We start from the raw sequence: 24,869 nt of genomic DNA, 5'->3' as shown, positions 1-24,869 counted from the left end.
CGGCAGGCCTTTCGATTGGGACAAAGACGTTGTCGCTATCGATGCGGCCAAGCAGGGCACTTGGCAAGTGCCGGAAATCAGTCGTCTTCGTCCTCGTACCCGACCAGCGCCAACGCGCGCGCCTTGATCTGGCGCGTCATGCACCAGTGGATCAGCGCTTCCTCGCGGCCGTGCGTCACCCACACCTCCTTCGGCGCGATCTCGAGCAGGGTTTCGGTCAGTTCGTCCCAGTCGGCGTGGTCGGAGAGGATCAGCGGGAGTTCGACCAGTTTCTGCCGCGCGCGCTGGCGGACGCGCATCCACCCCGATGCCATCGCGGTGATCGGGTCAGGCAAGCGGCGCGACCAGCGATCGTTCAGCGCGCTGGGCGGGCATATGACGATCCGGCCTTGCAGTTCGGCCTTGGCGACGCCGGTTGCGGGGCGAAGCTCGCCCAGGTCGACGCCGAGCTCGACATACAGGTCGCACAGTCGCTGCAACGCGCCGTGGATGTAGATCGGATCGTCGAACCCCATGTCGCGCAGTTCGCGGATCACGCGTTGCGCCTTGCCAAGCGCATAGGCGCCGACGACCACGCACCGCTCCGGATTGGCGCGGAGAGTCGCGAGCAATTTGTCCATCTCGTCATGCGTTTCCGGATGGCGGAACACGGGAAGGCCGAAAGTCGCTTCGGTGACGAAGATGTCGCATTTGACCGGCTCGAACCGCGCGCAGGTCGGGTCGGGGCGGCGCTTGTAGTCACCCGACACGACGACGGTCTCGCCGCGATGGCGGAGCACGATCTGCGCCGAGCCGAGCACGTGGCCGGCAGGCACGAAGCTGACCTCGATGCCGTTCAGGTCGATGATCTCGCCATAATCGACCGGGATGCCGGTCTGCGGACCATAACGTGTCGCCATGATCGCCAGCGTCTCGGGCGTCGCCCACACCGCCTGGTGCCCGCCGCGGGCATGATCGGCATGGCCGTGCGTGACGAGGGCGCGAGGGGACGGGACCGACGGGTCGATCCACGCATCGGCCGGCTTGACGTAGATGCCCTGAGGCTTGGGATCGATCCAGTCGCCGAGCTTGGCCATGCATCCTATATGGATGGGATGCTTTTGAGTTCCCAGTGATCGACCTTCCTCAGCCCTTGACCGATTGGTTCGCCGCGCGCGGGTGGCGGCCGCGGCGGCATCAATTGGAGATGCTGGCGGCGGCGCGTGGGGGGCGACATGCGCTGCTGGTCGCGGCAACGGGCGCGGGGAAGACGCTCGCAGGGTTCCTGCCGACGCTCGCCGAGCTGATCGAGACGCCGACCGACGTTCTCCACACGCTCTACGTCTCGCCGCTCAAGGCGCTGGCGGTCGACGTCCAGCGCAACCTGCTGACGCCGATCGAGCAGATGGGTCTCGACATCCGGGTCGAGACCCGCACCGGCGACACGCCGAGCGATCGCAAGGCGCGGCAGCGAGTCAAGCCGCCCAACATCCTGCTGATCACGCCCGAATCGCTGTCGCTGCTGCTAAGTTATCCCGACAGTTTCCTGTTGTTCGCCGGGCTCAAGCGGATCGTGGTCGACGAAGTTCACGCCTTCGCCACGGGCAAGCGCGGCGACCTGCTCAGCCTATGCATGGCACGGTTGCAGCGGATCGCACCGGACCTTCGCCGCGTCGCCTTGTCGGCGACGGTCGCGGACCCCGACGCCTATCGCGCCTGGGTCGCGCCCGACGGCGACATCGATGCGGTCGAGCTGGTGCTGGGCGAGCCCGGCGCCGATCCCAACATCGCCATCCTGTTGCCTGAGGGTCGCGTGCCGTGGTCGGGCCATTCGGGCCGCTATGCCGCCGAGCAGGTGATGGCGGAGATCGAGACGCATCGCACGACGATCGTCTTCTGCAACACGCGCAGCCTCGCCGAACTGATCTTCCAGGACCTCTGGAAGGCGAACGCGATGTCGCTGCCGATCGGCATCCACCATGGCAGTCTCTCGAAGGAAGCGCGGCGCAAGGTCGAGGGGGCGATGGCGGACGGCCGACTGCGCGCGCTGGTCGCGACCGCCAGCCTCGATCTGGGTGTCGACTGGGGCGACGTCGATTGCGTGATCCAGATGGGGGCGCCGAAGGGATCGTCGCGACTGTTGCAGCGGATCGGTCGCGCCAACCACCGGCTCGACGAATCGTCGGAGGCGATCCTCGTTCCCGGCAATCGCTTCGAATATCTGGAGGCGCGCGCCGCGCTCGACGCGGTCGAGGAGGGGGCGCTCGACAGTGATCCGTTCCGCACCGGCAGCCTCGACGTGCTGGCGCAGCACATCATGGCGTGTGCGTGCGCCGCGCCGTTCCGCGCCGCCGACCTGCTGCCCGAAATCCAGTCGGCGCTGCCCTATTCGGCACTCGATGCGGAAACGTTCGATCGCGTGCTCGGCTTCATCCGCGACGGCGGCTATGCGCTGAAAGCGTACGACCGATTCAAGCGGTTGGCCGAAGACCCGGACGGCACCTGGCGTGTCAGCCATCCGCGGTTCGTGACGCAGCACCGTCTCAACGCCGGGATCATCGTCGAGGCGACGATGCTCAACGTGCGGTTCAAGAACGGGCGGCTGCTGGGCAAGGTCGAGGAAGGGTTCGCCGCGACGCTCAGCCCCGGCGACACCTTCTTCTTCGCGGGGATCAGTTGCGAGGTGATCCGCATCGACACCGAGGATCTGTTGGTGCGCGCCTCGACGCGGCCGGCGCGGATCCCGACCTATGGCGGGGCGCGAATGCCGCTGTCGACCAACCTCGCCGACCGCGTGCGGCGATTCCTGGCCGATCCGCAGGAGTGGCAGCGTTTCCCCGACGACGTGCGCGAATGGCTGGAGGTGCAATCGGTTCGCTCGCAACTGCCCGAACCCGGGCAATTGCTGGTCGAGACCTTCCCGCGCGAGGGGCGGCAGTACTTGGTCGCCTACAGCTTCGAAGGGTGGAACGCGCACCAGTCGCTCGGCATGCTGGTAACGCGAAGGATGGAGACGATGGGGCTGAAACCGCTCGGTTTCGTCGCCAACGACTATGCGATCGCCTGTTACGGTCTGGAAAAGGTGACCGACCCGGCGGCGTTGTTTTCGGCCGACATCCTCGAACATGAGTTCGTCGACTGGGTGCAGCAATCGCACTTGCTCAAGCGCGCGTTCCGCGAGGTCGCGGTGATCGGCGGGCTGGTCGAGCGCCAGCATCCGGGCAAGCGCAAGACGGGCAAGCAGGTCACCTTCTCGACCGACCTGATCTACGACGTGCTACGCAAGTATGAGCCCGGCCACCTGCTGCTCCAGGCCGCGTGGGCCGATGCCCGCGCGCGAATGACCGATGTCGGGCGGCTCGCCGACCTGCTCGATCGCGCCGCCGACACGATGGTGCATGTCGACCTCGACCGCGTGTCGCCGCTAGCCGTGCCGGTGCTGACGCTGATCGGGCGCGAGAAGGTGGCGACCGGCCTCGCCGACGACGCGCTGCTGGTCGAGGCAGAAGCACTGGCGCAGGAAGCGATGCGGCTGGATTAGACGCCTCGATTATTCGCTTTGAGTACGCCCAAATGAGGCGTATTCTCCATGTCATAATGAAGAGGGGATGGGCCTTTGCCGCCTTGCTGGGCGCCGTGGCCGGACCAGTCGTCGCGCAGACGCAGTCCGCGACCCCGCCTGTCGCCACCGCAACGTCCCCAACCCCCGGCTCGGCGACGGCTCCCACGACCGATAGCGGCTCGCTGATCGTGTTCGGCAACGACGAGCGGCGGATGACGGTGCCGGTCTCGATCGCCAAGAACGGTCCCTTCCACTTCATCGTCGATACCGGGGCCGAACGCACCGTGATCTCGCGCCAGCTCGCCGATCAGCTGACGCTGTCGCCCGGGCGGGCGGTGCGAGTCACCGCGATGGCGAACATCACCAACGTCCCGACCGCGCTGATCCCCAGCCTGTCGGTCAGCCGGATCGCCAGCCCGCCGATCGAAGCGCCGATGATGGAGACCGCCAATCTTGGCGCGGCCGGCATGATCGGTATCGACGCGCTGAAGGGGCATGTCGTGCTGATCGATTTCGACCGCAACGAAATGACGCTGAAACCCTCCAGTCGCCGCGTCCAGCATTACGATCCCGGCGACATCGTGGTACGTGCGAAAAACATGTACGGCCAGCTGATCGTCACCGATGCGCGCTATCACGGCAAACGCATCTCGGTGGTGGTCGATACCGGTTCGCAAGTCACGATCGGCAATAGCGCCCTGCGTAACATATTGAAGACGCCGCCGCAGGACGCTCAGCAGGTCGCTTTGCTGTCGGCTACCGGTGCTTCCTTGCAGGCCGAGCGCGGATTGGTCGATTGGATCGAGATCGGCGGCATTCGGTTCGATCACGTGCCGCTCGCATTCGCCGACGCCAAGCCGTTCGAACGCTTCGGCCTGTCCAAGACGCCGGCGATCATGCTGGGGATGGACACGCTCCGGCTGTTCCGCCGCGTGCGGATCGACTTCGCCAATCGCGAAGTGATGTTCACCATGCCCCGCGGATCGGTCCCCGATTCCGCACCCCGGGGAATCTGACGGGGACTTGCCTGTAACTTTCGATCCAGCCCGGAGACGTTGATGAAGCCGATCGGCCGTGTGTTTGCCCTTGCCGCCGTCCTGTTGGGATCGACCGCCCATGCGCAGGCGCGGCCCGATCAGAAGCCGTTCTTCGATCTCTACAAGGAACTGGTCGAGACCAATACGGTGGTCGATGTCGGCAGCTGCACGCAGGCGGCGGGCCAAGTCGCGGCACGGCTGAAGGCGGCGGGGTATAGCGACCGCGACATCACGTTGTTTTCCGTGCCGGAGCATCCCAAGGACGGCGGTCTGGTCGCGATCCTGCCCGGCAGCGACGCCCGCGCGAAGCCGATCCTGTTGCTTGCGCACATCGATGTCGTCGCCGCCAAGCGTGAGGATTGGGTGCGCGATCCGTTCAAGCTGACCGAGGAAGGCGGCTATTATTACGGCCGCGGCACCGTCGACGACAAGGCGATGGCGGCGATCTGGGCGGATGCGATGATCCGGTTCAAGCAGACCGGCTATCGCCCGAAGCGGACGATCAAGCTCGCGCTGACCTGCGGTGAGGAGACGACCTTCGCGTTCAACGGTGCCGAATGGCTGGCCAAGAACAAGCCCGATCTAATCGCCGCCGAATTCGCGCTGAACGAAGGCGGCGGCGGCCGCTACGACAAGAGCGGCAAACGCGAGATGCTCGCGATCCAGGTCGGGGAGAAGGCCGCGCAGAATTTCACGTTCACCACGACCAATCCCGGCGGCCATTCGTCGCAGCCGGTGCCCGACAACGCGATCTACGAACTGGCCGACGCGGTCGAGGCGGTGCGGCGCTACGAATTCCCGATCCGCTTCACCGACACGACACGCGCGTTCTTCACCGCCGTCGCGGGTGCGGCGACCACGCCGAAGCCGATGAGCGATGCGATCCGGACGCTGCTCGCCAACCCCAACGACGCTGCGGCCGACAGGATCGTCAGCATGGACAAGGCGATGCACTCGACGCTGCGCACGACCTGCGTCGCGACGCTGCTGAGCGCGGGCCATGCCGAGAATGCGCTACCGCAACGGGCGACCGCCAACATCAATTGCCGCATCTTTCCCGGCGAGACGGTCGATGCCACGCTCGCGAAGCTGAAGGAACTGGCCGGGCCGAAGGTGAGGGTGACTGCCAACACCCCGATCCGCCCGATCGGTATTCCGCCCAAGCTCGACCCGAAGATCACCGGTCCGATGAAGACGCTGGCCGACAGATATTTCCCCGGGGTGCCGATGCTACCGTCGATGTCGACCGGGGCGACCGACGGCATCTTCCTGGAGGCGATCGGCATCCCCGTCTATGGCGCGCCGGGCGTGTTCATCGATTCCGACATGGGCGGCATCCACGGGCTGAACGAGCGGATCCGGGTGGAGTCGCTCTATGCCGGGCGTGATTACCTGTACGATCTGTTGAAGGCGTATGCCGGCTGACCGACAGCGGCACCCGGCTGGGTTCGCCGCCATGTGCGGAATAGCGGCGCTGTTCCGCTGCGACGAACCTAGACCGTCACCTGCTCGCCCAGCTCCAGCACCTTGCCTGGCGGGATGCGCAGGAAGTCGGTGGGGTCGCTCGCATTGCGTTGCAGGAACATGAAGATGCGGTCCTGCCAGATCGGCATGCCGACCTCGGCATCGGCCTTCAGCGTGTTGCGCCCGATGAAATAGCTCGCCTTCATCGGATCGAGCGCGAGCAGCCCGGCTTTGGCCGCCGTTTGCAGGTCGGCCGGCACGTCGGGACTTTCCATGAAGCCGTAGCGCAACACGATGCTGGTGAAATTGTCGTCGAGCCGCGTGATGACCAACCGGTCGGCGTCGTCGATCTGCGGGCGATCGGCGGTCTTCACCGTCGCGATCAGATTGGCGGCGTGGAGCACCTTGTTGTGCTTGAGGTTGTGGAGCAGCGCGCCGGGTGCTGCCTCCGGATTGCCGGTCAGGAAGATCGCGGTGCCCTCGACTCGCTCCGGCCCGCGGCGCGCGAGCGCGGCGGCCAAGTCGGCGAGCGGCACGCTCTGGCGCTGTTCGAACGTGCGCACGATGCTCTTGCCGCGCACCCAGGTGTAGATGACGAAACCGATCGCCGCGGCGATCACCAGCGGCACCCAGCCGCCCTCGATCACGCGCAGGATGTTGGCGCCGAAGAAGATCAGGTCGAGCGTCAGGAACGGCGCGATCAATGCGATCGCCCAATGCCGCGGCCAGTTCCAGCGATGCCGCACGACGATGTAGGCGAGGCACGTGGTGATGACCATCGTCCCGGTCACCGCGATCCCGTAAGCTGCGGCCATGTCCGACGAATTGCGGAACTGGATCACCAGCACCAGGATGCCGATCAGCAGCAGCCAGTTGACCGACGGCAGGTAGATCTGTCCGGCATAATCGGCGGAGGTGTTGCGCACCCGCAGCCGCGGCAACAGGCCGAGCTGTACCGCCTGCTGCGTCAACGAATAGGCACCGGTGATGACCGCCTGGCTGGCGATGATCGTCGCCAGCGTCGCCAACCCGACCAGCCACGGGCGGAACGCATCGGGCGCCATCAGGAAGAACCAGTCGGCATTGTCGTTCGGCCCGAATGCCCGTCCCGACGCCTGGATCAGCTCGAGCGACTTAAGCGCGTAGGCGCCCTGCCCGAAATAATTCAGACAGAGTGCCGGCGCGACCAGCACGAACCAGCCGATGCGGATCGGCAGCGGCCCGAAATGCCCCATGTCGGCAGTCAGCGCCTCGGCGCCCGTCACCGTCAGGAACACCGCGCCCAGCACGAACAGCCCGAGCGTGCCGTGATGCGCGAGGAAGGCGACCGCGTGCGCCGGGTTGATCGCGCCCAGAATGTTGGGCTCGTCGGCAATGTGCCACGCGCCGAGCGCGCCGATGACCAAGAACCACAGGATGCAGACCGGGCCGAACAAGGTGGAGACGCGCGCGGTGCCGTGCGACTGGATCAGGAACAGTCCGACCAGGATGGCGATGGTAATCGCCATGATCGTCCCCTCACTGATCGCGTTCTGCATGCCGGGCAACGTGCGCAGGCCCTCGATCGCGGACAGCACCGACAGCGCCGGGGTAATCATCGCATCGCCGTAGAACAGGCTGGCGCCCGCCGCGCCCAGCACGATCGCCGTCATCGACCGCCAGCCGAGCGCGCGCCGCGCGAGCGCCGCCAGCGCCAGCACGCCGCCCTCACCCTGATTGTCGGCGCGCATCAGGAAGATGACGTATTTGACCGTCACCACCAGAAACAGCGACCACAGGGCCATGCTGAGCACGCCGAAGATTTCGCTCGCCACCAGCCCGTCGTCGGCGGTCAGCTTCAGCGCCTCGCGGAAAGCATAAAGTGGGCTGGTGCCGATGTCGCCGAACACCACGCCGATCGCGCCGACCGTCAGTCCGAACAGCGCGGACTTGGCGACGACGTGATGGGAGGAGCCGGAATCGGACGACGCGGACGACATTGACGACGATGGCCTGCCGTGATTGGACGGCGCGCTTTACGCCTGTCGGGGCGTCAGGCAAACGCTTTTATTGCGCCGCACCTAACCTGTTGATCCCGCGACTCGAATGCGGCAAGGGCGGGGCCATGGTTCGCTTTTCGTTCGCCGGTCACGAACTCGCCGCGCTGGCCGACGGCGCGCTGTTCTGGCCGGCCCGGCGCGCCCTGATCCTGGCCGATCTGCATTTCGAGAAAGCAAGCTGGTTCGCGAGCTTCGGGCAGATGCTGCCGCCCTATGACAGCGCGGCGACGCTGGACGCGGTCGAGCGGTTGGTCGCGCAACTGCAACCCGCCGAAATCTGGTGTCTGGGTGACAGTTTCCATGACGTGCGCGGGTGCGAGCGATTGCCGGCGACCGAGCAGGTGCGGCTGCGCACGCTGACCGACGGATGCCGCTGGGTGTGGGTGGTCGGCAACCACGACCGCTCGATCGGCGATCCGTGCGGCGGCGAGGTGATCGACGAGGCGCTGGTCGAAGGACTGGTGCTGCGGCACGAGGCCGATCCCGCCGACGCGCGGCCCGAACTGTCGGGGCATTTCCACCCGAAATTGCGCGTGCGCGTGCGCGGCAAACTGGTATCGCGCCGCTGCTTCATCGCGACCGGCCGCAAGCTGATCCTGCCCGCGCTCGGCGCGCTGACCGGCGGGCTCGACGTCCACCACCCGGCGATCGTCAAGGCGATCGGGCGGTCGGGCGAAGCATTGGTGCCGGTCGCGGACCGGCTGCTACGGTTTCCACTGGCGGCCTGAGAGAGACCCTTCTAGCGCGCCGCTCCGTCGCGGATCGTAATACTTATCCCGCCCTCGCCAACGCCTTCTGCCGGCGGCGCTGGACCGAGCTGCCGATGCCCATCGCCTCGCGATATTTGGCGACGGTGCGGCGGGCGATGCCGAAGCCCTTGGCGTTGAGCAGGTCGACGAGCGTGTCGTCCGACAGGATCGCCTTCGGCTCCTCCGCCGAGATCAACGCGCGGATCGCCGCCTTCACCGCTTCCGCCGACACCGCGTCGCCGCCATCGGCCGCCTGGATCGCCGAGGTGAAGAAATATTTGAGCTCGAACAGCCCACGCGCGCAACTCAGATACTTGTTCGACGTCACGCGGCTGACGGTCGACTCGTGCATCTCGATCGCATCCGCGACCTGACGCAACGTCATCGGTCTCAGATGCGCGACGCCGTGGAGGAAGAACGCTTCCTGTTGCTTCACGATCTCGGTCGCGACCTTGATGATCGTACGCTGGCGCTGATCGAGCGCCTTCACCAGCCAGTTGGCGCTGGCGAGCATGTCGCCCAGCCACGCCTTCGACGCCTTGTCCTGCGGCCCCGCCGACAGCTCGACATAATAGGAGCGATTGACCAGCACGCGCGGCAGCGTGGCGGCGTTGATCTCGATCGCCCAACCCGACTTGCGCCGCGCGACGAACAGGTCGGGGGTCACCGCCTGCATCGCCTCGCCGCCGAACCGGCAACCGGGCTTGGGGTCGTAGTTGCGCAATTCGCGGATCATGTCCGCCAGATCCTCGTCGTCGACGTTGCACAGCCGCCGCAAACGGGCGAGGTCGCCGCGCGCGACGAGGTCGAGATGATCGATCAGCCGCGCCATGCACGGGTCGTAGCGATCCGCCTCCTTCGCCTGGAGCGCGAGACATTCGGCCAAGTCGCGCGCGCCGACCCCGGTCGGATCGAAAGTCTGAATCGTGCCGAGCACGCGCTCGACCTCGACCAGCGGCACGTTGAGGCGCGTGGCCACGTCGAGCAGCGAGGTCTGGAGATACCCCGCCTCGTCGATCAGATCGATCAGATGCTGCGCCACGAACAGAGCGCGCCCGTCGAGCACCTCGCCCGCCTGATGCAACAGATGGTCGGCGAGGCTGAGCGAGGTATCGGCCAAGGCGTCGAGATCAGGACCGTCCTCGGGCATGCCGCCGCTGCTCGCGCCGTTCATCCCCAGCGAGCCGTCGATCCCCGCCTGATCGGTCGCACTGTCGTGGTGGAAGCTCTCCGCCGCGAAATCGACGTCGAGCGCCGCTTCGCCGGTGCCCTCCCCGTTGAGCAACGCGTCGGCGCCGACCGGCTCGTCGGTCGCGACGACCGGTTCGGGTTCGGCGACCGGCGCATCGCCCTCGGGCGCCGCGCTGTCGAGCAGCGGGTTGCGCTCGATCTCCTCGGCGATGAACCCCTCGATCTCCAGGTTCGACAGCGCGAGCAGGCGGATCGCCTGCTGCAACTGCGGCGTCATCACCAAAGATTGCGACTGCCGGAGATCGAGGCGCGGGGCGAGACTCATCTCAGTGCGTCGCCCCGGCGCGGGCCGGGGCCGCCGGCGGCGAGAATACCGAACCCCACCCAGCGGTCCCGGCCTGCGCCGGGACGACGATGAAAGAGGTCAACCGCATGGCTACAGCGAGAAACTCTCGCCCAAATAGAGGCGGCGCACATTCTCGTCCGCGACTAGTTCGGCGGGCGATCCGGCGAACAGCACGCGGCCGTCATAGATGATGTAGCCACGATCGACGATGTCGAGCGTCTCGCGTACGTTGTGGTCGGTGATGAGCACGCCGATGCCGCGCTTCTTCAACTCGACGATCAGGTCGCGGATGTCGCTGATCGACAAGGGGTCGATCCCGGCGAATGGCTCGTCGAGCAGCATGATCGACGGATTGGCGGCCAGCGCGCGCGCGATCTCCGCCCGGCGGCGCTCACCGCCCGACAGCGCCATCGCCGGGGCGTCGCGCAGCCGCGTGAGGCCGAATTCCTCGAGCAACTGGTCGAGCCGCTTGGCCCGCGCGGCCTTGTCGGGTTCGGCAAGTTCGAGCACCGCGAGGATGTTCTTCTCCACGCTCAGGCCGCGGAAGATCGAGGTTTCCTGGGGCAGGTAGCCGAGGCCCAAGATCGCGCGGCGGTACATCGGCAGGCCGGTGATGTCGTCGCCGTCGAGCATGACGCGACCCGAATCGGGTTTCACCAGCCCCATCACCGAATAGAAGCATGTCGTCTTGCCCGCGCCGTTGGGGCCGAGCAGGCCGATCACCTCGCCCTTGCCGACCGACAGCGACACGTCGGTCAGCACCACGCGCTTGTCGTAGCTCTTGGCGATCGACACGACCGACAGCCCGTTCATCGTTGGGGCGGCGGCGATCGGCTCGGGCGGGGTCAGGGTCGCAACGTCGTTCATGGCGGCTCCATCTCTGCCCGCTCGATGGTTAGCGAAAGATTACCGCCGGACCATCTGGCAGGGTTCCTGCATGTGCCCTAGCGCGTGGGTGGACCCGGCGAAAGCGCGCGCGCGACGATCCGCGACTTTTTGGCGATTCGATGCGAGTTTCGGTCGATTTCGCGTGAAATTCGGTCGGGTCGGGCAGCGGTGTTCCATATACCCCAATCCGCCGTCGCGCGATCGCCGGCCTATTTGCTGTCGTTGCGCTTGGGCACCGTGAACGTGCCCGTCACGCGGCCGCCCGAGCTCGAGGTCGTCCCCGGCGTGCCACCGACCGCGCCGCTGCCGCCGTCGATCACCGCCTTGCCGGTATCGAGGTTGATCGTCAGGCGACTGCCGCTCACGGTATTGCCGCCCTGCGTCAGCGTGACGCCGCCCAGCATGATGACGGTGCGACGATTGATGTCATAGACGCCATAGGCGCCACGCGCGGTCTGGTCGGGCCGCGTCACGACCACGTTTCCCGACGCATCGATGCGCGAGGCCTGGGGCGACGCGCCGTTGAGCGCCTGCCCCGAATAGGCGATCGTCATCTTGGACGCGGTCAGCGTCATTTCGGCCTGCACCACCTTGACCCCGCCGGACAGGATCGCGCGGCCCTGCTTGTCCTGCAACTCGATATGACCGGCGTCGAAGTTGAGCGGCGCGTTGGAGTCGTGGCGTTGCTGTGCCACGGCGGCGGTGGCGCCGGCCGTCGCGGCCAGGACGATCAGGGGAAGGGCAATACGCATGTCGGAGCCTATCTCGCGCGTCGCGGGTCGATGCGCAAGCGCGCGTGACCGTCCAGGCTGACCGAGCGGTTGTCGAGATCGGCATGCATCGAATCGGCGGAGAAGGTTCCTTGTCTCACCGTACCGGTAACACCGCCTTCGCTCTGCATCGTCTTGGCCTTCAGGTCGAGCGTCGCTGCGTTGGTTTGCAGGCTGTAGCCCTTGGGTCCGGCGAAGGTGATCGGCCCGTCGATCGCGACTTGCTGGTTGGTCGGGTTGAACCGCCCGCCCGGCGCCCGCAACGTCGCGGGACCGTCGGTCATCTGCAACTGCGCGGCCAGCGTCTGCATGGCGATGATCGGGTCCTTCGCACTCTTCTGCAGCGCGCTTTCCGCGGTCAGCAGGAACGGCTGGCCCTTGTTGTCCTGCCCGCGATAGCTCGCCGTCTGCACCTTCAAACGTTCCTTCGATACCTCGACCTTGTTCTTGTCGAGCACGAAGCTGACTTCCTGCCCGTGCGTCAGCGGCAGGAACACCATCATCGCCGCGACCACGCCGACCGCGGCGGGCAGCACGATGCGCAGCGTCGCGACGAGGTGGTCGTGGTTGCTCCCCGGCGCCGCCCAATGCTGGCGCTTGGACCGGATGTCCCGCGCGAGTTCAGACACGCGCCATCCCCACTACCGCTAGATGCGAGCCATCAGGCATGCGCGAAGATATCGATTTCGGGCCAGCCGGCCAGGTCGAGCTCGGCACGCGCCGGCAGGAAGTCGAAGCACGCCTGCGCCAGCGAAGTGCGGCCCTCGCGCGCCAGCCGGCGGTCGAGCTCGTCGCGCAGGCGATGGAGGAACCGCACGTCGGACGCGGCATAATCCTTTTGCGCCTCGCTCAGTTCCGGCCCGCCCCAGTCGGACGATTGCTGCTGCTTGGAAATGTCGAAGCCGAGCAGTTCGCGTACCAGTTCCTTCAGCCCGTGGCGGTCGGTGTACGTGCGCACCAGCCGCGACGCGATCTTGGTGCAATAGATCGGCCCGGCCTCGATCCCGAGATAATGTTTGAGCGCGGCGACGTCGAACCGGGCGAAGTGATAAAGCTTCACGCGCGAGCGGTCGCTCAGCAACGCCTTCAGATTGGGCGCCGCGTAATCGCTGCCCGGCGCAAAGCGCACCAGATGCTCGTCGGGGCCGCCGTCCGACAATTGCACCAGGCACAGCCGGTCGCGCGGGGTGATGAGGCCCATCGTCTCGGTATCGACCGCGATCGCCGCGCCATCGGCGAACAGGCCGGCGGGAATGTCTTCTTCGTATAGATGTACTGCCATCGCTCAGCGCCTAGTCGCTTGCGGCTTAACGCTCAATGGCCGGGCGCGCGCCCCGCGCCGTCGCGCCGGGCGCGGGCGTTGCGGCTCCAGATGTTGAGCATCTCCACCGCTGCCGAGAATCCCATCGCGGTGTAGATATAGCCTTTGGGAATATGCGCCCCGAAACTCTCGCCGATCAGCACCATCCCGATCATCAGCAGGAAGCCGAGCGCCAGCATCACCACCGATGGGTTGCGCGCGATGAAATTGGCGAGCGGATCGGCCGCGATCAGCATCACGCCGACCGCGACGACGACGGCGACGTACATGATCTGGACGTATTCGGTCATGCCGACCGCGGTCAGGATCGAATCGATCGAGAAGACGATGTCGAGCAGGATGATCTGCACGATCGCGCCGGTGAAGGTCAGCGACACCGCCTTGCCGACGCCCTTTTCCTCGCCCGGCGAATCGTCGTCGACCGAATGGTGGATCTCGGTCGTCGCCTTCCACACCAGGAACAGCCCGCCCGCGAGCAGGATCAGGTCCTTCCACGAAAACGCCGTCTCGAACGCCGGCACGCCATGCTCGTCGAGCGCGCCCGAAATCCCCAGGTCGAACACCGTCGTCTTCAGGCTGATGATCCAGGCGATCCCGGTCAGCAGCGCGAGGCGCATGACGAGGGCGAGCCCGATCCCCACGCGCCGCGCGCGTGTCCGCACGTCTTCCGGCAGCTTGTTCGACAGGATCGAGATGAAGATCAGATTGTCGATGCCCAGCACGATCTCCATCACGATCAGCGTGACGAGCGCCGCCCAGGCGGCTGGACTGGCGAGCAATTCGAGGATCGACATGCCCGATGCTGTGCCTCCTGGGCAACATTCGCGCAAGTATCGCGACCGAAAGCGCCAGAACAGCGACGATTTCGTTCGCGAATCCCCCGTCTTTGCGATAGATGACGATAGAGGCGCTATGTCTGCGCTCGAAGGGCTGCGTCCGTCGTCCGGCGTTTGGGTCCTTGAATGATCGATTGGGCGGACCGGAAAGACGAACAGGGCATGAGTTTCGATAAAGGTGGCCGCGGCAACCGTGGTGGGCGCGGCCGGGACAAGCGCGACAGTTTCGGTGGCGGTGACGATTTCGGCGGCGGCTTCGGCGGCGGCGACTTCGGTGGTGGTGGTTTCGGCGGCGGCGATCGCTTCGGCGGTGGCGGCGGCGGTGGTGGCTATCGCGGCGGCGGTGGCGGCTTCGGTGGTGGAGGCGGCGGCTTCGGCGGCGGCGGCGGTGGTGGTTTCCGTGGCGGCGGTGGCGGCGGCGGGTTCCGTGGCGGCGGCGGTGGCGGCATGCCCCCGCAGGTCGTCGGCGAGGGCACTGGCGTGGTCAAGTTCTTCAACGCCCAGAAGGGTTTCGGCTTCGTCGTTCGCGATGACGGCGGCGAGGACGTGTTCGTTCACATCAGCGCGGTCGAGCAGGCCGGCCTGACCGGTTTGGCCGAGGGGCAGCCGCTCGGCTTCACCCTCGTCGATCGTGGCGGCCGCATCTCGGCGACCGACCTCAAGATCGACGGCGAGCCGATGCCGGTGACCGACCGCGGTCCGCCGCGCGACCGCGACGCCGCGCCGCGCGGCGGTGGCGGCGGTGGCCGCGAGCTGACTGGCGAGAAGGCGACCGGCACGGTCAAGTTCTTCAACGCGATGAAGGGCTTCGGCTTCATCCAGCGCGACGACGGCCAGCCCGACGCGTTCGTTCACATCTCGGCGGTCGAGCGTGCCGGCATGACCAACCTCAACGAGGGCGACCGGCTCGAGTTCGAGCTCGAGGTCGACAATCGCCGCGGCAAATATGCGGCCGTGAACCTGACGCCGCTGCAGTCGTAAGACTTCGGCGATAGCCCTGAGAAAATACCCGGTCCGCGCAACCGCGCGGGCCGGGTTTTTCTTTGCTCCGTCCTTCCGCTTCGTCAGGCGGGACGATCAGGACGCATCCGGAATCAATCGCCCGACTTTGACATCCCCTGATCGGCCGGCGGCGCGCAAATGCCCGACCGGTTCAACAATTCGGTCAGTTCCTGAACGGCCTTGGTAAGGTAGAGGACTTCGGTTTCGCGCAGCTGGTCCAGCTTGTCGTGCAACGCCTCGATCTCCAGCTCCGCCTTGATGTTGATCTTGTAGTCGTTCTCGGCCGCAACGCGATCGATGTCCTGCTGACGATTCTGACTCATCATGATGAACGGCGCCGCATAGGCGGCCTGAAACGACAGCGCGAGATTGAGCAGAATGAACGGATAGGGGTCCCAATGCTCGATGAAGACGGTGATGTTCAACACGATCCAGAAGAGCAGCACCGCCGACTGGATGATGATGAATCGCCACGATCCCATCGTCGCAGCAACGGCATCGGCGATCCGCTGGCCCAGCGTCAGCTGGCGGGCGGTCGGATCGGCGACATGCGCCTCGCGCGCCGTCCGTCGCAGATGCCGGAGGTCTGCGAGCAGCTTCTTCTCCGCTTCCTGCAACTCCTGAGGGGGACGTGTGATCTGCATAGCCAACTCCGTCTGCCGTTCCGACGATAAGCCGGGAGCAGGCGCGCCCTCAATGATTTTCGTGATGGTATCGGGCGGGGCTATCGCCGCCGATAACAGCGCTGTCGGAACCGCGTCATCCGGTCACGTCACCATTCGCCGCAGGGTGTCCAGTCGGTCCGCCTCCGCCGCCGGCTTGTCGGTACGGATGCGGTGGATACGCGGAAAGCGCATCGCGACGCCCGATTTGTGGCGTTTCGATTCATGGATCGAATCAAATGCGACCTCGAGCACCAGCGTCTTCTCGACCTCGCGCACCGGGCCAAAGCGGTTGAGCGTGTGGTTGCGCACGAAGCTGTCGAGCATCTTTAATTCGTCGTCGGTGATCCCCGAATAGGCCTTGCCGACCGGCAGCAATTCGCCATCATCGGTCCAGCACCCGAACGTATAGTCGCTGTAATAGGACGAGCGGCGGCCGTTGCCGCGCTGCGCATACATCATCACGCAATCGGCGGTGAGCGGGTCGCGCTTCCATTTGTACCACAATCCGGTGCGGCGGCCGGCGACGTAATCAGAATCGCGTCGCTTGAGCATCACGCCCTCGATCGCGGCGTCGCGGGCACCGGCGCGGATCTCCTCCAGGGCTTTGAAGTCGGCGGCGTCGATCAGCGCGCTGACGTCGAATCGGTCAGGGTCGAGCCGCGCAGCGAACGTCTCCAGTCGATGGCGGCGGTCGGTCCAGCTCAGCGGACGCACATCCTCGTCGCCATCGAACAGGATGTCGTACAGCCGCACGAACGCCGGGAAGTCGGCCAGCATCTTGCCCGACACGATCTTGCGCCCCAGCCGCTGTTGCAATGCGTTGAAGCTTGCGGCCCCTCCGCCTTCCTCCAGCGCACCGCCCTGCACCTCGCCCTTCACCATCAACTCGCCGTCGAGCACGCCGGGCGTCGCGAACGCGCTTGCCACCTCCGGGAAGCTCCCGGTGATGTCGTCGCCCGCGCGGCTGTAGAGCCGAGTCTCGCCGCCGACATGGACAAGCTGCACGCGGATACCGTCCCACTTCCACTCGGCGGCATAGTCGGTGAGGTCGACGCGCAATTCCTCGAGCGGATGGGCGAGCATGAACGGGCGGAACACCGGCACGTCGGCGGCGGTCGGCTGTACGCCCCGCCCCTCGACCCAGTCGAACAATTCGGCATAGGGCGGGCGGATCGCGTGCCACACTTCTTCGACGGCATCGACCGCGACGCCGAACGCCTGCGCCAGCGCCGTCTTCGCCAGCCGCGCCGACACGCCGATGCGCAACGCCCCGGTCGCCATCTTGAGCAACGCGAACCGCTCCTCGGCATCCATCCGATCGAGCATCGCGGCAAGCGCGGCCGGGGCGTCCGACCGCGACAGCGTGTTGAGCGTATCGACCACCGCCGCCACCGACAGCGGCTCGCCGGCGCCATCGTCGGTGCCCGGCCACAGCAGCGCGATCGTCTCCGCCGTGTCGCCGACATAATCGCGGCTCATCCGGAACAGGACGGGATCGACGCGCGCCTCGATCAAGCCGCGGATCACGGCGGGCTTGACCGCCGGCAGATCGAGGTCGCCGGTCAGCGCCGCCATCGCCCAGCCGCGATCGGGATCGGGCGTCGCCTTCAGGTAATCGCCGATCAGCTTGAGCTTGGCGTTGCGCGACCGCGTGTAGATCAGCGAATCGAGAAGCTGCGCGAAGGCGTGCATGCCACGTCAACCGAGCGCGAAACCAGGAGTTCCGCCGCCCGTTACGCCGCGCTAACGGTCCCGCCATGCGCAAGTTGCTGATCGTCGTTCTCGCCCTGTTGCTCGTGGGCATCGGGCTGTTCCTGTTCGGACTGAGCGAGGCGCGGCGCGACCCGCTGGTGCGACAGGCGATGCTGTCGCTGCCGAATTGGCCGGCCGATGCCAAACCGATCCGTGCCGTGCTGATGAGCGACATCCATGTCGGGTCGTGGGCGATGGATGCGACGCGACTGAACCGCATCGTCGGCCAGGTCGCGGCGCTCAAGCCCGATATCGTCTTCATCGCCGGCGATTTCATCAACGGGTCGCGCGCCGATAGTGCGGCTGCGATCGGCCCCGCTTTGATCGCGCCGCTCGCCCGGCTGAAGCCGCCGCTCGGCATCGTCGCCGTACTCGGCAATCACGACAACTGGACCGGCGCGACAGCCGTTCGCGAGCAGTTGCGCCGCGCCGGGGTCACCGTGTTGGAGAACGAGACGCTGGTACGCGGTCCGCTCGCGATCGGCGGGGTCGGCGACCAATTCTCACATCACGCGCAGGTCGCCGCCGTCGTGGCGCAGTTGCGGCAACAGCCCGGAGGGCACCTGTTCCTGACGCATTCGCCCGGCATCGCGCCGTTGCTGCCCGACGCCAGCGTCCTGCTGGCCGGGCACACGCATTGCGGTCAGGCGCGTATCCTCGGCTGGTATCCAGGGCGCCAGCCGTACGAGAAGCGCTATCGCTGCGGCATCATTCGCGAGGGCGCGCGCACGGTGGTCGTCACCGGCGGGCTCGGTACCAGCAGCGTGCCGATGCGGATCGGCGTGCCGCCCGACATCTGGCTGCTGACGCTGGGGCGCTAGGCGGTTCGGCCGACCCCGAGCTGGAATCAGGCGCGGTGTTCGGCGATGTCCTTCGGTCGCGCAGCGTCTCGCTGAAATTTGCGGCTGCTGTGATCGCCCCGTTAGATCAGGCGGAACGCCGACAGCGCGATCCAGGCGCCGGCGACCAACAGGATGGCGCCAAGCACGATGCCGATCGCGCGACGCGGCAGTTGCGCCAGCACGATCTCACCGGCGATCGCCGCGCCGCTCAGCACGATGCCGCCGCCGATCGCGCCGCCGATGCCGGCCAGCGCAGGAACGCCGCCGGCCGCGATCGCAAAGGTGACGAAGCCGGCGCGGTCGCCGAGACCGCTCGCGATCAGGCGGACGATCGTGGTCGTAAAGGGGCGGTGAACGGTATCGATCGTCACCGGCTTGAACGGCACCAGCGCCGTCGCGCCCGCCGCCAGCAAGGTCATCGCGAGCAGCAGGCGAGCGGCGTTGGGCGAGAGATGCGGCGCGACCAGCAGGCCCGCCGCCGCGGCGACACCCTGCGTGGCGGCCATGGCCAGCCAGACGCCCGCCACCGTCGCGCCGATTCGCTGCGACCGGTCGCTGATGACCGCGACCAGCCCCGGCGAGGGATCGCTCGCGCGAACCAGCAATGCCGCGACCAGCGCAGCCATCAGCGAATCCATCGGGGGCCGTTAATGCGCCAGCCGGACCGCCGCCGCGGCAAGGTAGATGCCGGTGCAATCGGCGTCGCTGCGCTCGCAACCGATCGCCTCGCGCATCATCGCGATCCAGCCGTCGATCACCACGCCGCGTTCGCCTCGCGCCAGCGCCGCCTCGATCGCGCGGGCCAGTGCCACCACCGGCAATCGCCCCTCGGCTTGCGCGGTGCAGCGGATCGCATCGACCGCGCCCGCCATCTCGGCCGGGCGGGCATGCCCGGTCATCATGCTCAACCGCGCGACACTGGCGGCGAGATCGTGTGCCTGTATCCCCATCGCCCGAACTCCTGTTGGGACGAATCGGAGCTTGCGCCGAATTGGTAAACGGGTGCTTAAGCGGGCCGGGTTGCCGGTCGAGTCACGTCGACGAACGGTTCCACACCCCGAACTTGACAAAGCGCCGGGCACCGGGCATTGGCCCGCGCCTGACAAGCGGCGGCGCGTTTCCGCCGCTTTTGCATTTCACAGATACAGGATTCGGGTCATGGCCAAGCCGACCACCGTCAAGATCAAGCTCGTCAGTTCGGCCGATACCGGCTTCTTCTACGTGACGAAAAAGAACCCGCGCACGCAGACCGAGAAGCTGTCGTTCCGCAAGTACGATCCCGTCGCGCGCAAGCACGTCGAGTTCAAGGAAGCGAAGATCAAGTGACGTAGCAGGCGGCCGTCAGGCCGCCGCCATGTCGTCCCCGCAAAAGCGGGGATCCAGGGCCGCGAGGGATTCCCCGCGGCTCTTTTCGTGTCCGCCGAAGCCCGGCGCCGGCAAAGCCGCCGCCGTCGACCGGATCGGGCTTTGCCCGTCCGTCGCCTGGGCTGCGCGCGCGTTATCGCGCAACCCTGATGAGCTAACGCTCATCATGGGCGAGCAACCCGGTCACTTCATCCACGAATCGCACCACCGAGATCGGCTTAGACACGTACGCATCCGCCCCCGCCGCGCGGATCCGCTCCTCGTCCTCGCGCCCGGCATAGGCCGTCACCGCCATGATCGGCGTCGCGCGCAACGTCGGATCGCGCTTGATCTGCTCGATCAGCTCGAGCCCGCTCACATGCGGCAACTGGATGTCCATCACGATCAGGTCCGGCGCGAACGCGCGAGCACGCTCCAGTGCCTCGCGCCCGTCGCGCACCGGCTCGGTCGCGAACTGGTGCGCGCGCAACAGGTCGCAAAACAACTTCAGGTTGAGCTCGTTGTCCTCGACAACGAGCACGCGCTTTGCCACGGGGGTTTCGTCCTCCATGTCGGTCACGTCTTCCATCCCGCCCACGATAGCAATGCCCGCGCCAGACGCCAGCCACGATCCCGCGACGCTCGCGCTGCATGCGCTGGCGTGGACGCTCGCCGAGCCGCAACGCGCACAGCGGCTGCTCGACACGACCGGGCTGTCGGTCGCCGACCTGCGCCAATCGGCCAGTGATCGCGCGACGCAAGCGGCGTTGCTCGGTTTCCTCGCGGCGCATGAACCCGACCTGGTCGCCTGCGCCACGGCGATCGGCGTCTCGCCCGCGGCTTTGGTCGCCGCCTACACGGTACTCGACGCATGACGCGGCCGCTGCTCATCTGCGACTGCGACGAAGTCCTGCTCCACATGGTGCGGCATTTCGGCACATGGCTGCGCGAGCGCCACGACATCGCCTTTGCGCACGAAAGCGGCAGCTTCGTCGCGATGACGCACGCCGACGGCAGCCCGGTCGAGCACGAACGTATCTGGGGCATGCTCGACGAATTCTTCCCGGCGGAGATGGAGCGCCAGACGCTGGTGCCCGGCGCGGCCGAGGCGCTGGCGACGATCGCCGAACGCGCCGACATCGTCATCCTGACCAACCTGGGCGACCATTGCCGCGATCATCGCATCGCGCAGCTCGCCACGCACGGCATCAACCACCGGGTCGAGACGAATCGCGGCGGCAAGGGCGGTCCGGTCGCCGCGCTCGTCGCCGAATATGGCAATCCGGTCACGGTGTTCGTCGACGACCTGCCCGGCCACCACGAATCGGTTGCCAATCACGCCCCCACGGTGCACCGGCTGCACCTCGTCGCCGAACCGGCCATGGCGCCCAACGTGCCGCCCGCGCCGTTCGCGCACGCCAGGATCGACGAGTGGGAGGGGGCCCGCAACTGGATCGTCCAGCGTTTCGCCGACAATCTGCCAGCCAACACAGAGGGAATAACCGCATGACCGACCGTATCGACCGCAAGCTGGAGGAAATGGGGCTGAGCCTGCCCGCCGCCGCCGCGCCGGTCGCTTCCTACGTGCCTACCGTCGATGCCGGCGGCCTGCTGCACATTTCCGGGCAGCTGCCGTTCAAGGACGGCAAGGTCGTGACCGGCAAATTGGGCGACGGTGTCGACAAGGTCGCGGGTCAGGAAGCCGCCGAATTGTGTGGGCTGATGCTGGTCGCGCAGATCAAGGCGGCGCTGGGCGGCGACCTCAGCCGGGTCGAGCGCATCGTCAAGCTGGGCGTGTTCGTCAATTCGGCGCCCGACTTCACCGACCAGCCGGAAGTCGCGAACGGCGCGTCGAACCTGATGGAAGCGCTGTTCGGCGATGCCGGCAAGCATGCCCGCAGCGCAGTCGGCGTCGCCGCCCTGCCGCGTGGCGCGGCGGTCGAGGTGGACGCGGTAGTCAAGCTTCACGCCACGATCTAGCGCGGGCTAGATCGCGCCAAGCATGCCGCGCGACCGGCGCTGGCGAAGCCCGCAATCGACGACGCGGCTTGGCCGCGGCGCCCTCACTTTCCACAATGCCGGACTTGTCCCGGCATCTGCCCATCCGCATATCCGACGCATGCAGGATCGGCGGCACGATGAACCCCGGCACGAGGCCGGGGTGACGAAAAGGCGCGGCGGATGAGCCGTGCCTCCGTCACCGCGCGCATCGCCAATGGCGTGTCCGGCATTCCGGCGGCGCAATGGGATGCCTGCGCCGGGACCGCCAATCCGTTCATCGGCCACGACTTCCTGTCGATCCTCGAACAATCGGGGAGCGTCGGACCGGGCTCGGGCTGGCAACCGCTGCCGATCATCGTCGACGGAGCGGACGGCGCGCCGGCGGCGATCGTGCCGGCCTATGGCAAGAGCCACAGCCAGGGCGAATATGTCTTCGACCATGCCTGGGCCGATGCGTGGGAGCGGGCGGGCGGGCGTTATTATCCCAAGCTTCAGATCGCGGCACCGTTTACCCCGGTGCCGGGCCCGCGATTGTTGTTGCGCGATCCGGCGCAAGCCTCCGCGCTGATCGCGGCGATCGAGGCCGTCACCGACCAGAACCAACTATCCTCGGCGCACGCTACCTTCGTCGCGCCCGACCAACTGCCGCTGTTCGAAGCGGCAGGCTGGTTGATCCGCACCGGTACGCAGTTCCACTGGCGCAACCACGGCTATCGCAGCTTCGAGGACTTCCTGAGCGCACTGTCGAGCCGCAAGCGCAAGTCGATCCGCCACGAGCGGGCGAAAGCGGTCGAGGGCCTGACGGTCCGCCACCTGACCGGTCGCGACCTGACCGAGGCACAGTGGGACGCGTTCTGGGGATTCTACCAGGACACGGGCAGCCGCAAATGGGGCCATCCCTATCTCACCCGCGCCTTCTTCTCGCTGCTCGGCGAGCGGATGGCGGACCGCACGCTGCTGATCCTGGCCGAACGCGACGGGCGGCCGATCGCCGGGGCGCTCAACCTGATCGGCGCCGACACGCTCTACGGCCGCTACTGGGGCGCGACCGAGGACGTGCCGTTCCTGCATTTCGAACTGTGCTATTACCAGGCGATCGATGCCGCCATCGCGCGCGGCCTGACCACGGTCGAGGCAGGTGCGCAGGGCGAGCACAAGCTCGCGCGCGGCTACGTCCCCGTCCCGACCTGGTCGGCGCACTACGTTCCCGACCGCAATTTCCGCCGCGCGATCGCCGATTTCCTCGAACGGGAACGGGACGGCGTGGCGGACGACCGCGACCATCTCGCGAACTTTACCCCGTTCAAACGCGGTCAGTAGAGCGGGACGGTCGCTCGCGGCGGGATCGGGAAGTCGCTCCGCCGGCTTTCCGGCACGACCTCGATATGCGTCACCTTGAACAGCATGCTGGTGCCGTCCTGCCACACCGGGGTCAGGTCGGACGCATAGCGGATATGGTAAGGCGGCGGCTGGATCAGCCAGACGTAATCGAACGCCGCGCGCGGAAACAACGCGAGGCTGCGGTCGATCGGCCGCCACCATTCGCGCGCGCACTGCGATTCGGTGACGATCTGCGACGGATCGTGCGAGAAGCGCGCGGCGGCATAATAGCGCGTCGTCAGTAACTGCGCGCCAGGCATCGACCATTGGTCGTTGGTGTAGGCCAGCCGGCGCTCCAGCGCGAGCGCGGGGAAATGCTCGAGCCGGCTCATCTTCCAGTCGACGTTGCAGTCGTGCCCGACGAAGCTGACCAGCCGCGCGCCGACCGGCACCTGGTCGAGCGCCTTCAACTGGCGATCATAGACCTGAGCGAATTGCAGGAAGCTGACCGTGGTCGCCGCCGTGCGCACCACGACGAACACCAGTCCCAGCACGGCGAGCTGTGCCATCGTCCGCCGCCGCCGCGCCTGCGCGAGGTCGCGGAGCTGGTCGGCATCGAGCCCCGGATGCCGCGCCGCCAGCGCGTCGAGCGCGGCGAACCCGGCGCGCGGCCGGATCGCGATGATCGCGATCGCCAGCATGAACGGCGCCAGCCGCATGTCGGCATAGGCCGACCCGAACACGATCCGCGGCAGGAACACGAACACCGCCAGCAGGAACAGCGCCGACAGGCCGAGATTGCGCGAATATTCGATCGCCGGGTCGCGGAATGCCTTGTACAGCACCAGCGCCATCACCGCGACCGACGCGATGTCGAACGCCATCCAGCGATCGCGCAGCATCATCGTCAGCCACGTGATCTTCGCGCGCCAGTTGAACCAGTCGCCGGTCTGTCCGGTAACGTGATCGCCGCTTCGCCATGCGACCATCAGGAACAGCGGCAGGATCAGCGGCAGGCAGTGCAACCCGCCGCGGAACCATGCCAGCGCCCAGCGTCGGGCGCCATCCCTGCTGATGGGGCCGAACTGCTGCGCCGCCGCTTCCTCGCCCAACTCGTCGCGCTTGATGCGGTCATGCTCGCGGACCATCTCGGCGGAAAAGGCCAGCACGCCGAGCACGCCCCAGCCGAACGTGTGGCAGACCCACAGCGCGCACGACAACGGCACGAACATGGCAGCGCGGAACCGCATCCGTCCCTGCCGCGCCAGCCGCAGCCACCAGGCGAACGCCGGCAGCGCGAGCGCCATCGACAGTTCGAAATTGACGAAACCGAACTGGAACGGGAAGCAATAGGCGATCGGCAGCGCGAACAGCGCGGTGGCCGGAATCCGCCCATGCACCTCGCGCGCGATCCACAACAGCCCGACGACGATCAGCGGCGGGATCGCCAACACCACCAGCTTGACGGTCAGTTCGAGTCCCAACAGCGGCCCGAAGATCTCGACCAGCAGGTCGACGCCGAGATTGCCGATCAACGCCCACTGGAAATTGTACCAGTCGCCCAGCCAGCCGTAGCGGTGCAGATCGAGCTGGACGCGGTAACGTCCCATATGCCCCGGCAGGTCGACGAGCGGCGGGATCGCCGGCCACAACAGCGGCACCATCGCCAACAACGCCATCGCCACGACGAAACGCCGCGTCTGCCACCATCGCACTGTGCCGCCGCCGGTCATCGCCGCGCTTGTAGGCGGCGAGACGTGG

The 24,869-nt window shown here is 66.8% G+C and carries 25 protein-coding genes; 11 read left to right on the top strand and 14 right to left on the bottom strand.

Features of this window, described 5'->3' with window-relative positions:
* Positions 1 to 77 precede the first annotated feature (77 nt).
* Positions 78 to 1,076: a ligase-associated DNA damage response exonuclease gene (locus tag J0I47_RS13440; protein ID WP_294047495.1), complete on the bottom strand. Its 999-nt coding sequence runs from the start codon at positions 1,074 to 1,076 to the stop codon at positions 78 to 80.
* A gap of 35 nt (positions 1,077 to 1,111) precedes the next feature.
* On the opposite strand from J0I47_RS13440, the gene J0I47_RS13435 reads away from it, so the two are divergent.
* From J0I47_RS13435 to J0I47_RS13425, 3 genes are read left to right on the top strand one after another with little or no spacing between them, the layout of a single operon-like run.
* A complete protein-coding gene (locus tag J0I47_RS13435; protein ID WP_294047494.1) occupies positions 1,112 to 3,520 on the top strand; it encodes a ligase-associated DNA damage response DEXH box helicase in 2,409 nt (802 codons plus the stop codon).
* Positions 3,521 to 3,576: 56 nt separating this feature from the next.
* Positions 3,577 to 4,557: an aspartyl protease family protein gene (locus J0I47_RS13430; protein ID WP_294047493.1), complete on the top strand. Its 981-nt coding sequence runs from the start codon at positions 3,577 to 3,579 to the stop codon at positions 4,555 to 4,557.
* Positions 4,558 to 4,599: 42 nt separating this feature from the next.
* Positions 4,600 to 6,003: a M20/M25/M40 family metallo-hydrolase gene (locus J0I47_RS13425; RefSeq protein ID WP_294047492.1), complete on the top strand. Its 1,404-nt coding sequence runs from the start codon at positions 4,600 to 4,602 to the stop codon at positions 6,001 to 6,003.
* A gap of 68 nt (positions 6,004 to 6,071) precedes the next feature.
* Here the strand turns inward: J0I47_RS13425 and J0I47_RS13420 are convergent, their stop codons facing one another.
* Positions 6,072 to 8,021 (bottom strand): potassium transporter Kup, encoded by a 1,950-nt coding sequence (locus tag J0I47_RS13420; protein WP_294047491.1) that lies wholly within the window; start codon positions 8,019 to 8,021, stop codon positions 6,072 to 6,074.
* Positions 8,022 to 8,146: 125 nt separating this feature from the next.
* On the opposite strand from J0I47_RS13420, the gene pdeM reads away from it, so the two are divergent.
* Positions 8,147 to 8,809 (top strand): ligase-associated DNA damage response endonuclease PdeM, encoded by a 663-nt coding sequence (gene pdeM / locus J0I47_RS13415; RefSeq protein ID WP_294047490.1) that lies wholly within the window; start codon positions 8,147 to 8,149, stop codon positions 8,807 to 8,809.
* Between the two features lie 43 nt (positions 8,810 to 8,852).
* Here the strand turns inward: pdeM and rpoN are convergent, their stop codons facing one another.
* The 6 genes from rpoN to J0I47_RS13385 all read right to left on the bottom strand — a co-directional run bounded on the left by rpoN (position 8,853) and on the right by J0I47_RS13385 (position 14,140).
* The gene (gene rpoN, locus J0I47_RS13410; RefSeq protein ID WP_294047489.1) at positions 8,853 to 10,346 is read right to left on the bottom strand and encodes an RNA polymerase factor sigma-54; all 1,494 of its coding nucleotides are present in this window, start codon (positions 10,344 to 10,346) and stop codon (positions 8,853 to 8,855) included.
* Positions 10,347 to 10,457: 111 nt separating this feature from the next.
* Entirely contained in the window at positions 10,458 to 11,180 is a 723-nt protein-coding gene (gene lptB / locus J0I47_RS13405) for an LPS export ABC transporter ATP-binding protein (RefSeq protein WP_294047537.1), read from the bottom strand.
* Between the two features lie 284 nt (positions 11,181 to 11,464).
* Complete coding sequence (locus J0I47_RS13400) at positions 11,465 to 12,007, bottom strand: LptA/OstA family protein (RefSeq protein ID WP_294047488.1); 543 nt, start codon at positions 12,005 to 12,007, stop codon at positions 11,465 to 11,467.
* Positions 12,008 to 12,015: 8 nt separating this feature from the next.
* Positions 12,016 to 12,654 carry an LPS export ABC transporter periplasmic protein LptC gene (gene lptC / locus J0I47_RS13395; RefSeq protein WP_294047487.1) on the bottom strand — a complete coding sequence of 213 codons (639 nt, stop codon included), beginning with the start codon at positions 12,652 to 12,654 and terminating at the stop codon, positions 12,016 to 12,018.
* 32 nt (positions 12,655 to 12,686) lie between these two features.
* A complete protein-coding gene (locus J0I47_RS13390; protein ID WP_294047486.1) occupies positions 12,687 to 13,307 on the bottom strand; it encodes a ribonuclease D in 621 nt (206 codons plus the stop codon).
* 32 nt (positions 13,308 to 13,339) lie between these two features.
* Entirely contained in the window at positions 13,340 to 14,140 is an 801-nt protein-coding gene (locus tag J0I47_RS13385) for a TerC family protein (protein ID WP_294047485.1), read from the bottom strand.
* 204 nt (positions 14,141 to 14,344) lie between these two features.
* Here J0I47_RS13385 and J0I47_RS13380 point away from each other — a divergent pair, with 204 nt between their 5' ends.
* Positions 14,345 to 15,163, top strand: coding sequence for a cold-shock protein (locus J0I47_RS13380; RefSeq protein ID WP_294047484.1), 819 nt, complete (start codon positions 14,345 to 14,347; stop codon positions 15,161 to 15,163).
* Between the two features lie 113 nt (positions 15,164 to 15,276).
* Here J0I47_RS13380 and J0I47_RS13375 read toward each other — a convergent pair whose 3' ends face one another.
* Positions 15,277 to 15,828, bottom strand: coding sequence for a DUF1003 domain-containing protein (locus J0I47_RS13375; protein WP_294047483.1), 552 nt, complete (start codon positions 15,826 to 15,828; stop codon positions 15,277 to 15,279).
* 123 nt (positions 15,829 to 15,951) lie between these two features.
* Positions 15,952 to 17,541, bottom strand: a complete 1,590-nt coding sequence (locus tag J0I47_RS13370) for a cisplatin damage response ATP-dependent DNA ligase (RefSeq protein WP_294047482.1) — start codon at positions 17,539 to 17,541, stop codon at positions 15,952 to 15,954.
* Positions 17,542 to 17,606: 65 nt separating this feature from the next.
* On the opposite strand from J0I47_RS13370, the gene J0I47_RS13365 reads away from it, so the two are divergent.
* Complete coding sequence (locus J0I47_RS13365) at positions 17,607 to 18,422, top strand: metallophosphoesterase (protein WP_294047481.1); 816 nt, start codon at positions 17,607 to 17,609, stop codon at positions 18,420 to 18,422.
* Between the two features lie 101 nt (positions 18,423 to 18,523).
* Here the strand turns inward: J0I47_RS13365 and J0I47_RS13360 are convergent, their stop codons facing one another.
* Both J0I47_RS13360 and J0I47_RS13355 read right to left on the bottom strand, forming a co-directional pair.
* Positions 18,524 to 19,081, bottom strand: a complete 558-nt coding sequence (locus J0I47_RS13360) for a hypothetical protein (protein ID WP_294047480.1) — start codon at positions 19,079 to 19,081, stop codon at positions 18,524 to 18,526.
* A 9-nt stretch (positions 19,082 to 19,090) separates the two neighbouring features.
* Positions 19,091 to 19,393 carry a hypothetical protein gene (locus J0I47_RS13355; RefSeq protein WP_294047479.1) on the bottom strand — a complete coding sequence of 101 codons (303 nt, stop codon included), beginning with the start codon at positions 19,391 to 19,393 and terminating at the stop codon, positions 19,091 to 19,093.
* A gap of 208 nt (positions 19,394 to 19,601) precedes the next feature.
* Here J0I47_RS13355 and rpmG point away from each other — a divergent pair, with 208 nt between their 5' ends.
* A complete protein-coding gene (rpmG, locus tag J0I47_RS13350; RefSeq protein WP_046348982.1) occupies positions 19,602 to 19,769 on the top strand; it encodes a 50S ribosomal protein L33 in 168 nt (55 codons plus the stop codon).
* A 193-nt stretch (positions 19,770 to 19,962) separates the two neighbouring features.
* On the opposite strand, the gene J0I47_RS13345 is transcribed toward rpmG, so the two are convergent.
* The gene (locus J0I47_RS13345; protein WP_294047536.1) at positions 19,963 to 20,340 is read right to left on the bottom strand and encodes a response regulator; all 378 of its coding nucleotides are present in this window, start codon (positions 20,338 to 20,340) and stop codon (positions 19,963 to 19,965) included.
* Between the two features lie 52 nt (positions 20,341 to 20,392).
* Here J0I47_RS13345 and J0I47_RS13340 point away from each other — a divergent pair, with 52 nt between their 5' ends.
* The 4 genes from J0I47_RS13340 to J0I47_RS13325 all read left to right on the top strand — a co-directional run bounded on the left by J0I47_RS13340 (position 20,393) and on the right by J0I47_RS13325 (position 23,108).
* Positions 20,393 to 20,662, top strand: a complete 270-nt coding sequence (locus J0I47_RS13340; RefSeq protein ID WP_294047478.1) for a DUF3572 family protein — start codon at positions 20,393 to 20,395, stop codon at positions 20,660 to 20,662.
* The gene (locus J0I47_RS13335; protein WP_294047477.1) at positions 20,659 to 21,297 is read left to right on the top strand and encodes an HAD family hydrolase; all 639 of its coding nucleotides are present in this window, start codon (positions 20,659 to 20,661) and stop codon (positions 21,295 to 21,297) included. Before J0I47_RS13340 ends, J0I47_RS13335 begins: the two co-directional genes overlap by 4 nt.
* On the top strand, positions 21,294 to 21,767 hold the full coding sequence (locus J0I47_RS13330) for a RidA family protein (RefSeq protein WP_294047476.1): 474 nt from the start codon (positions 21,294 to 21,296) through the stop codon (positions 21,765 to 21,767). Before J0I47_RS13335 ends, J0I47_RS13330 begins: the two co-directional genes overlap by 4 nt.
* A 201-nt stretch (positions 21,768 to 21,968) precedes the next feature.
* Entirely contained in the window at positions 21,969 to 23,108 is a 1,140-nt protein-coding gene (locus J0I47_RS13325; protein ID WP_294047475.1) for a GNAT family N-acetyltransferase, read from the top strand.
* On the opposite strand, the gene J0I47_RS13320 is transcribed toward J0I47_RS13325, so the two are convergent.
* Positions 23,102 to 24,841 (bottom strand): hypothetical protein, encoded by a 1,740-nt coding sequence (locus J0I47_RS13320; RefSeq protein WP_294047474.1) that lies wholly within the window; start codon positions 24,839 to 24,841, stop codon positions 23,102 to 23,104. The two genes, J0I47_RS13325 and J0I47_RS13320, sit on opposite strands and share 7 nt — an antisense overlap.
* Positions 24,842 to 24,869 lie beyond the last annotated feature (28 nt).

The sequence above is a fragment of the Sphingomonas sp. genome, from assembly GCF_017304635.1.
In the GTDB taxonomy this organism is placed as follows: domain Bacteria; phylum Pseudomonadota; class Alphaproteobacteria; order Sphingomonadales; family Sphingomonadaceae; genus Sphingomonas.
This window is presented reverse-complemented; position numbering and strand designations above follow the sequence as displayed.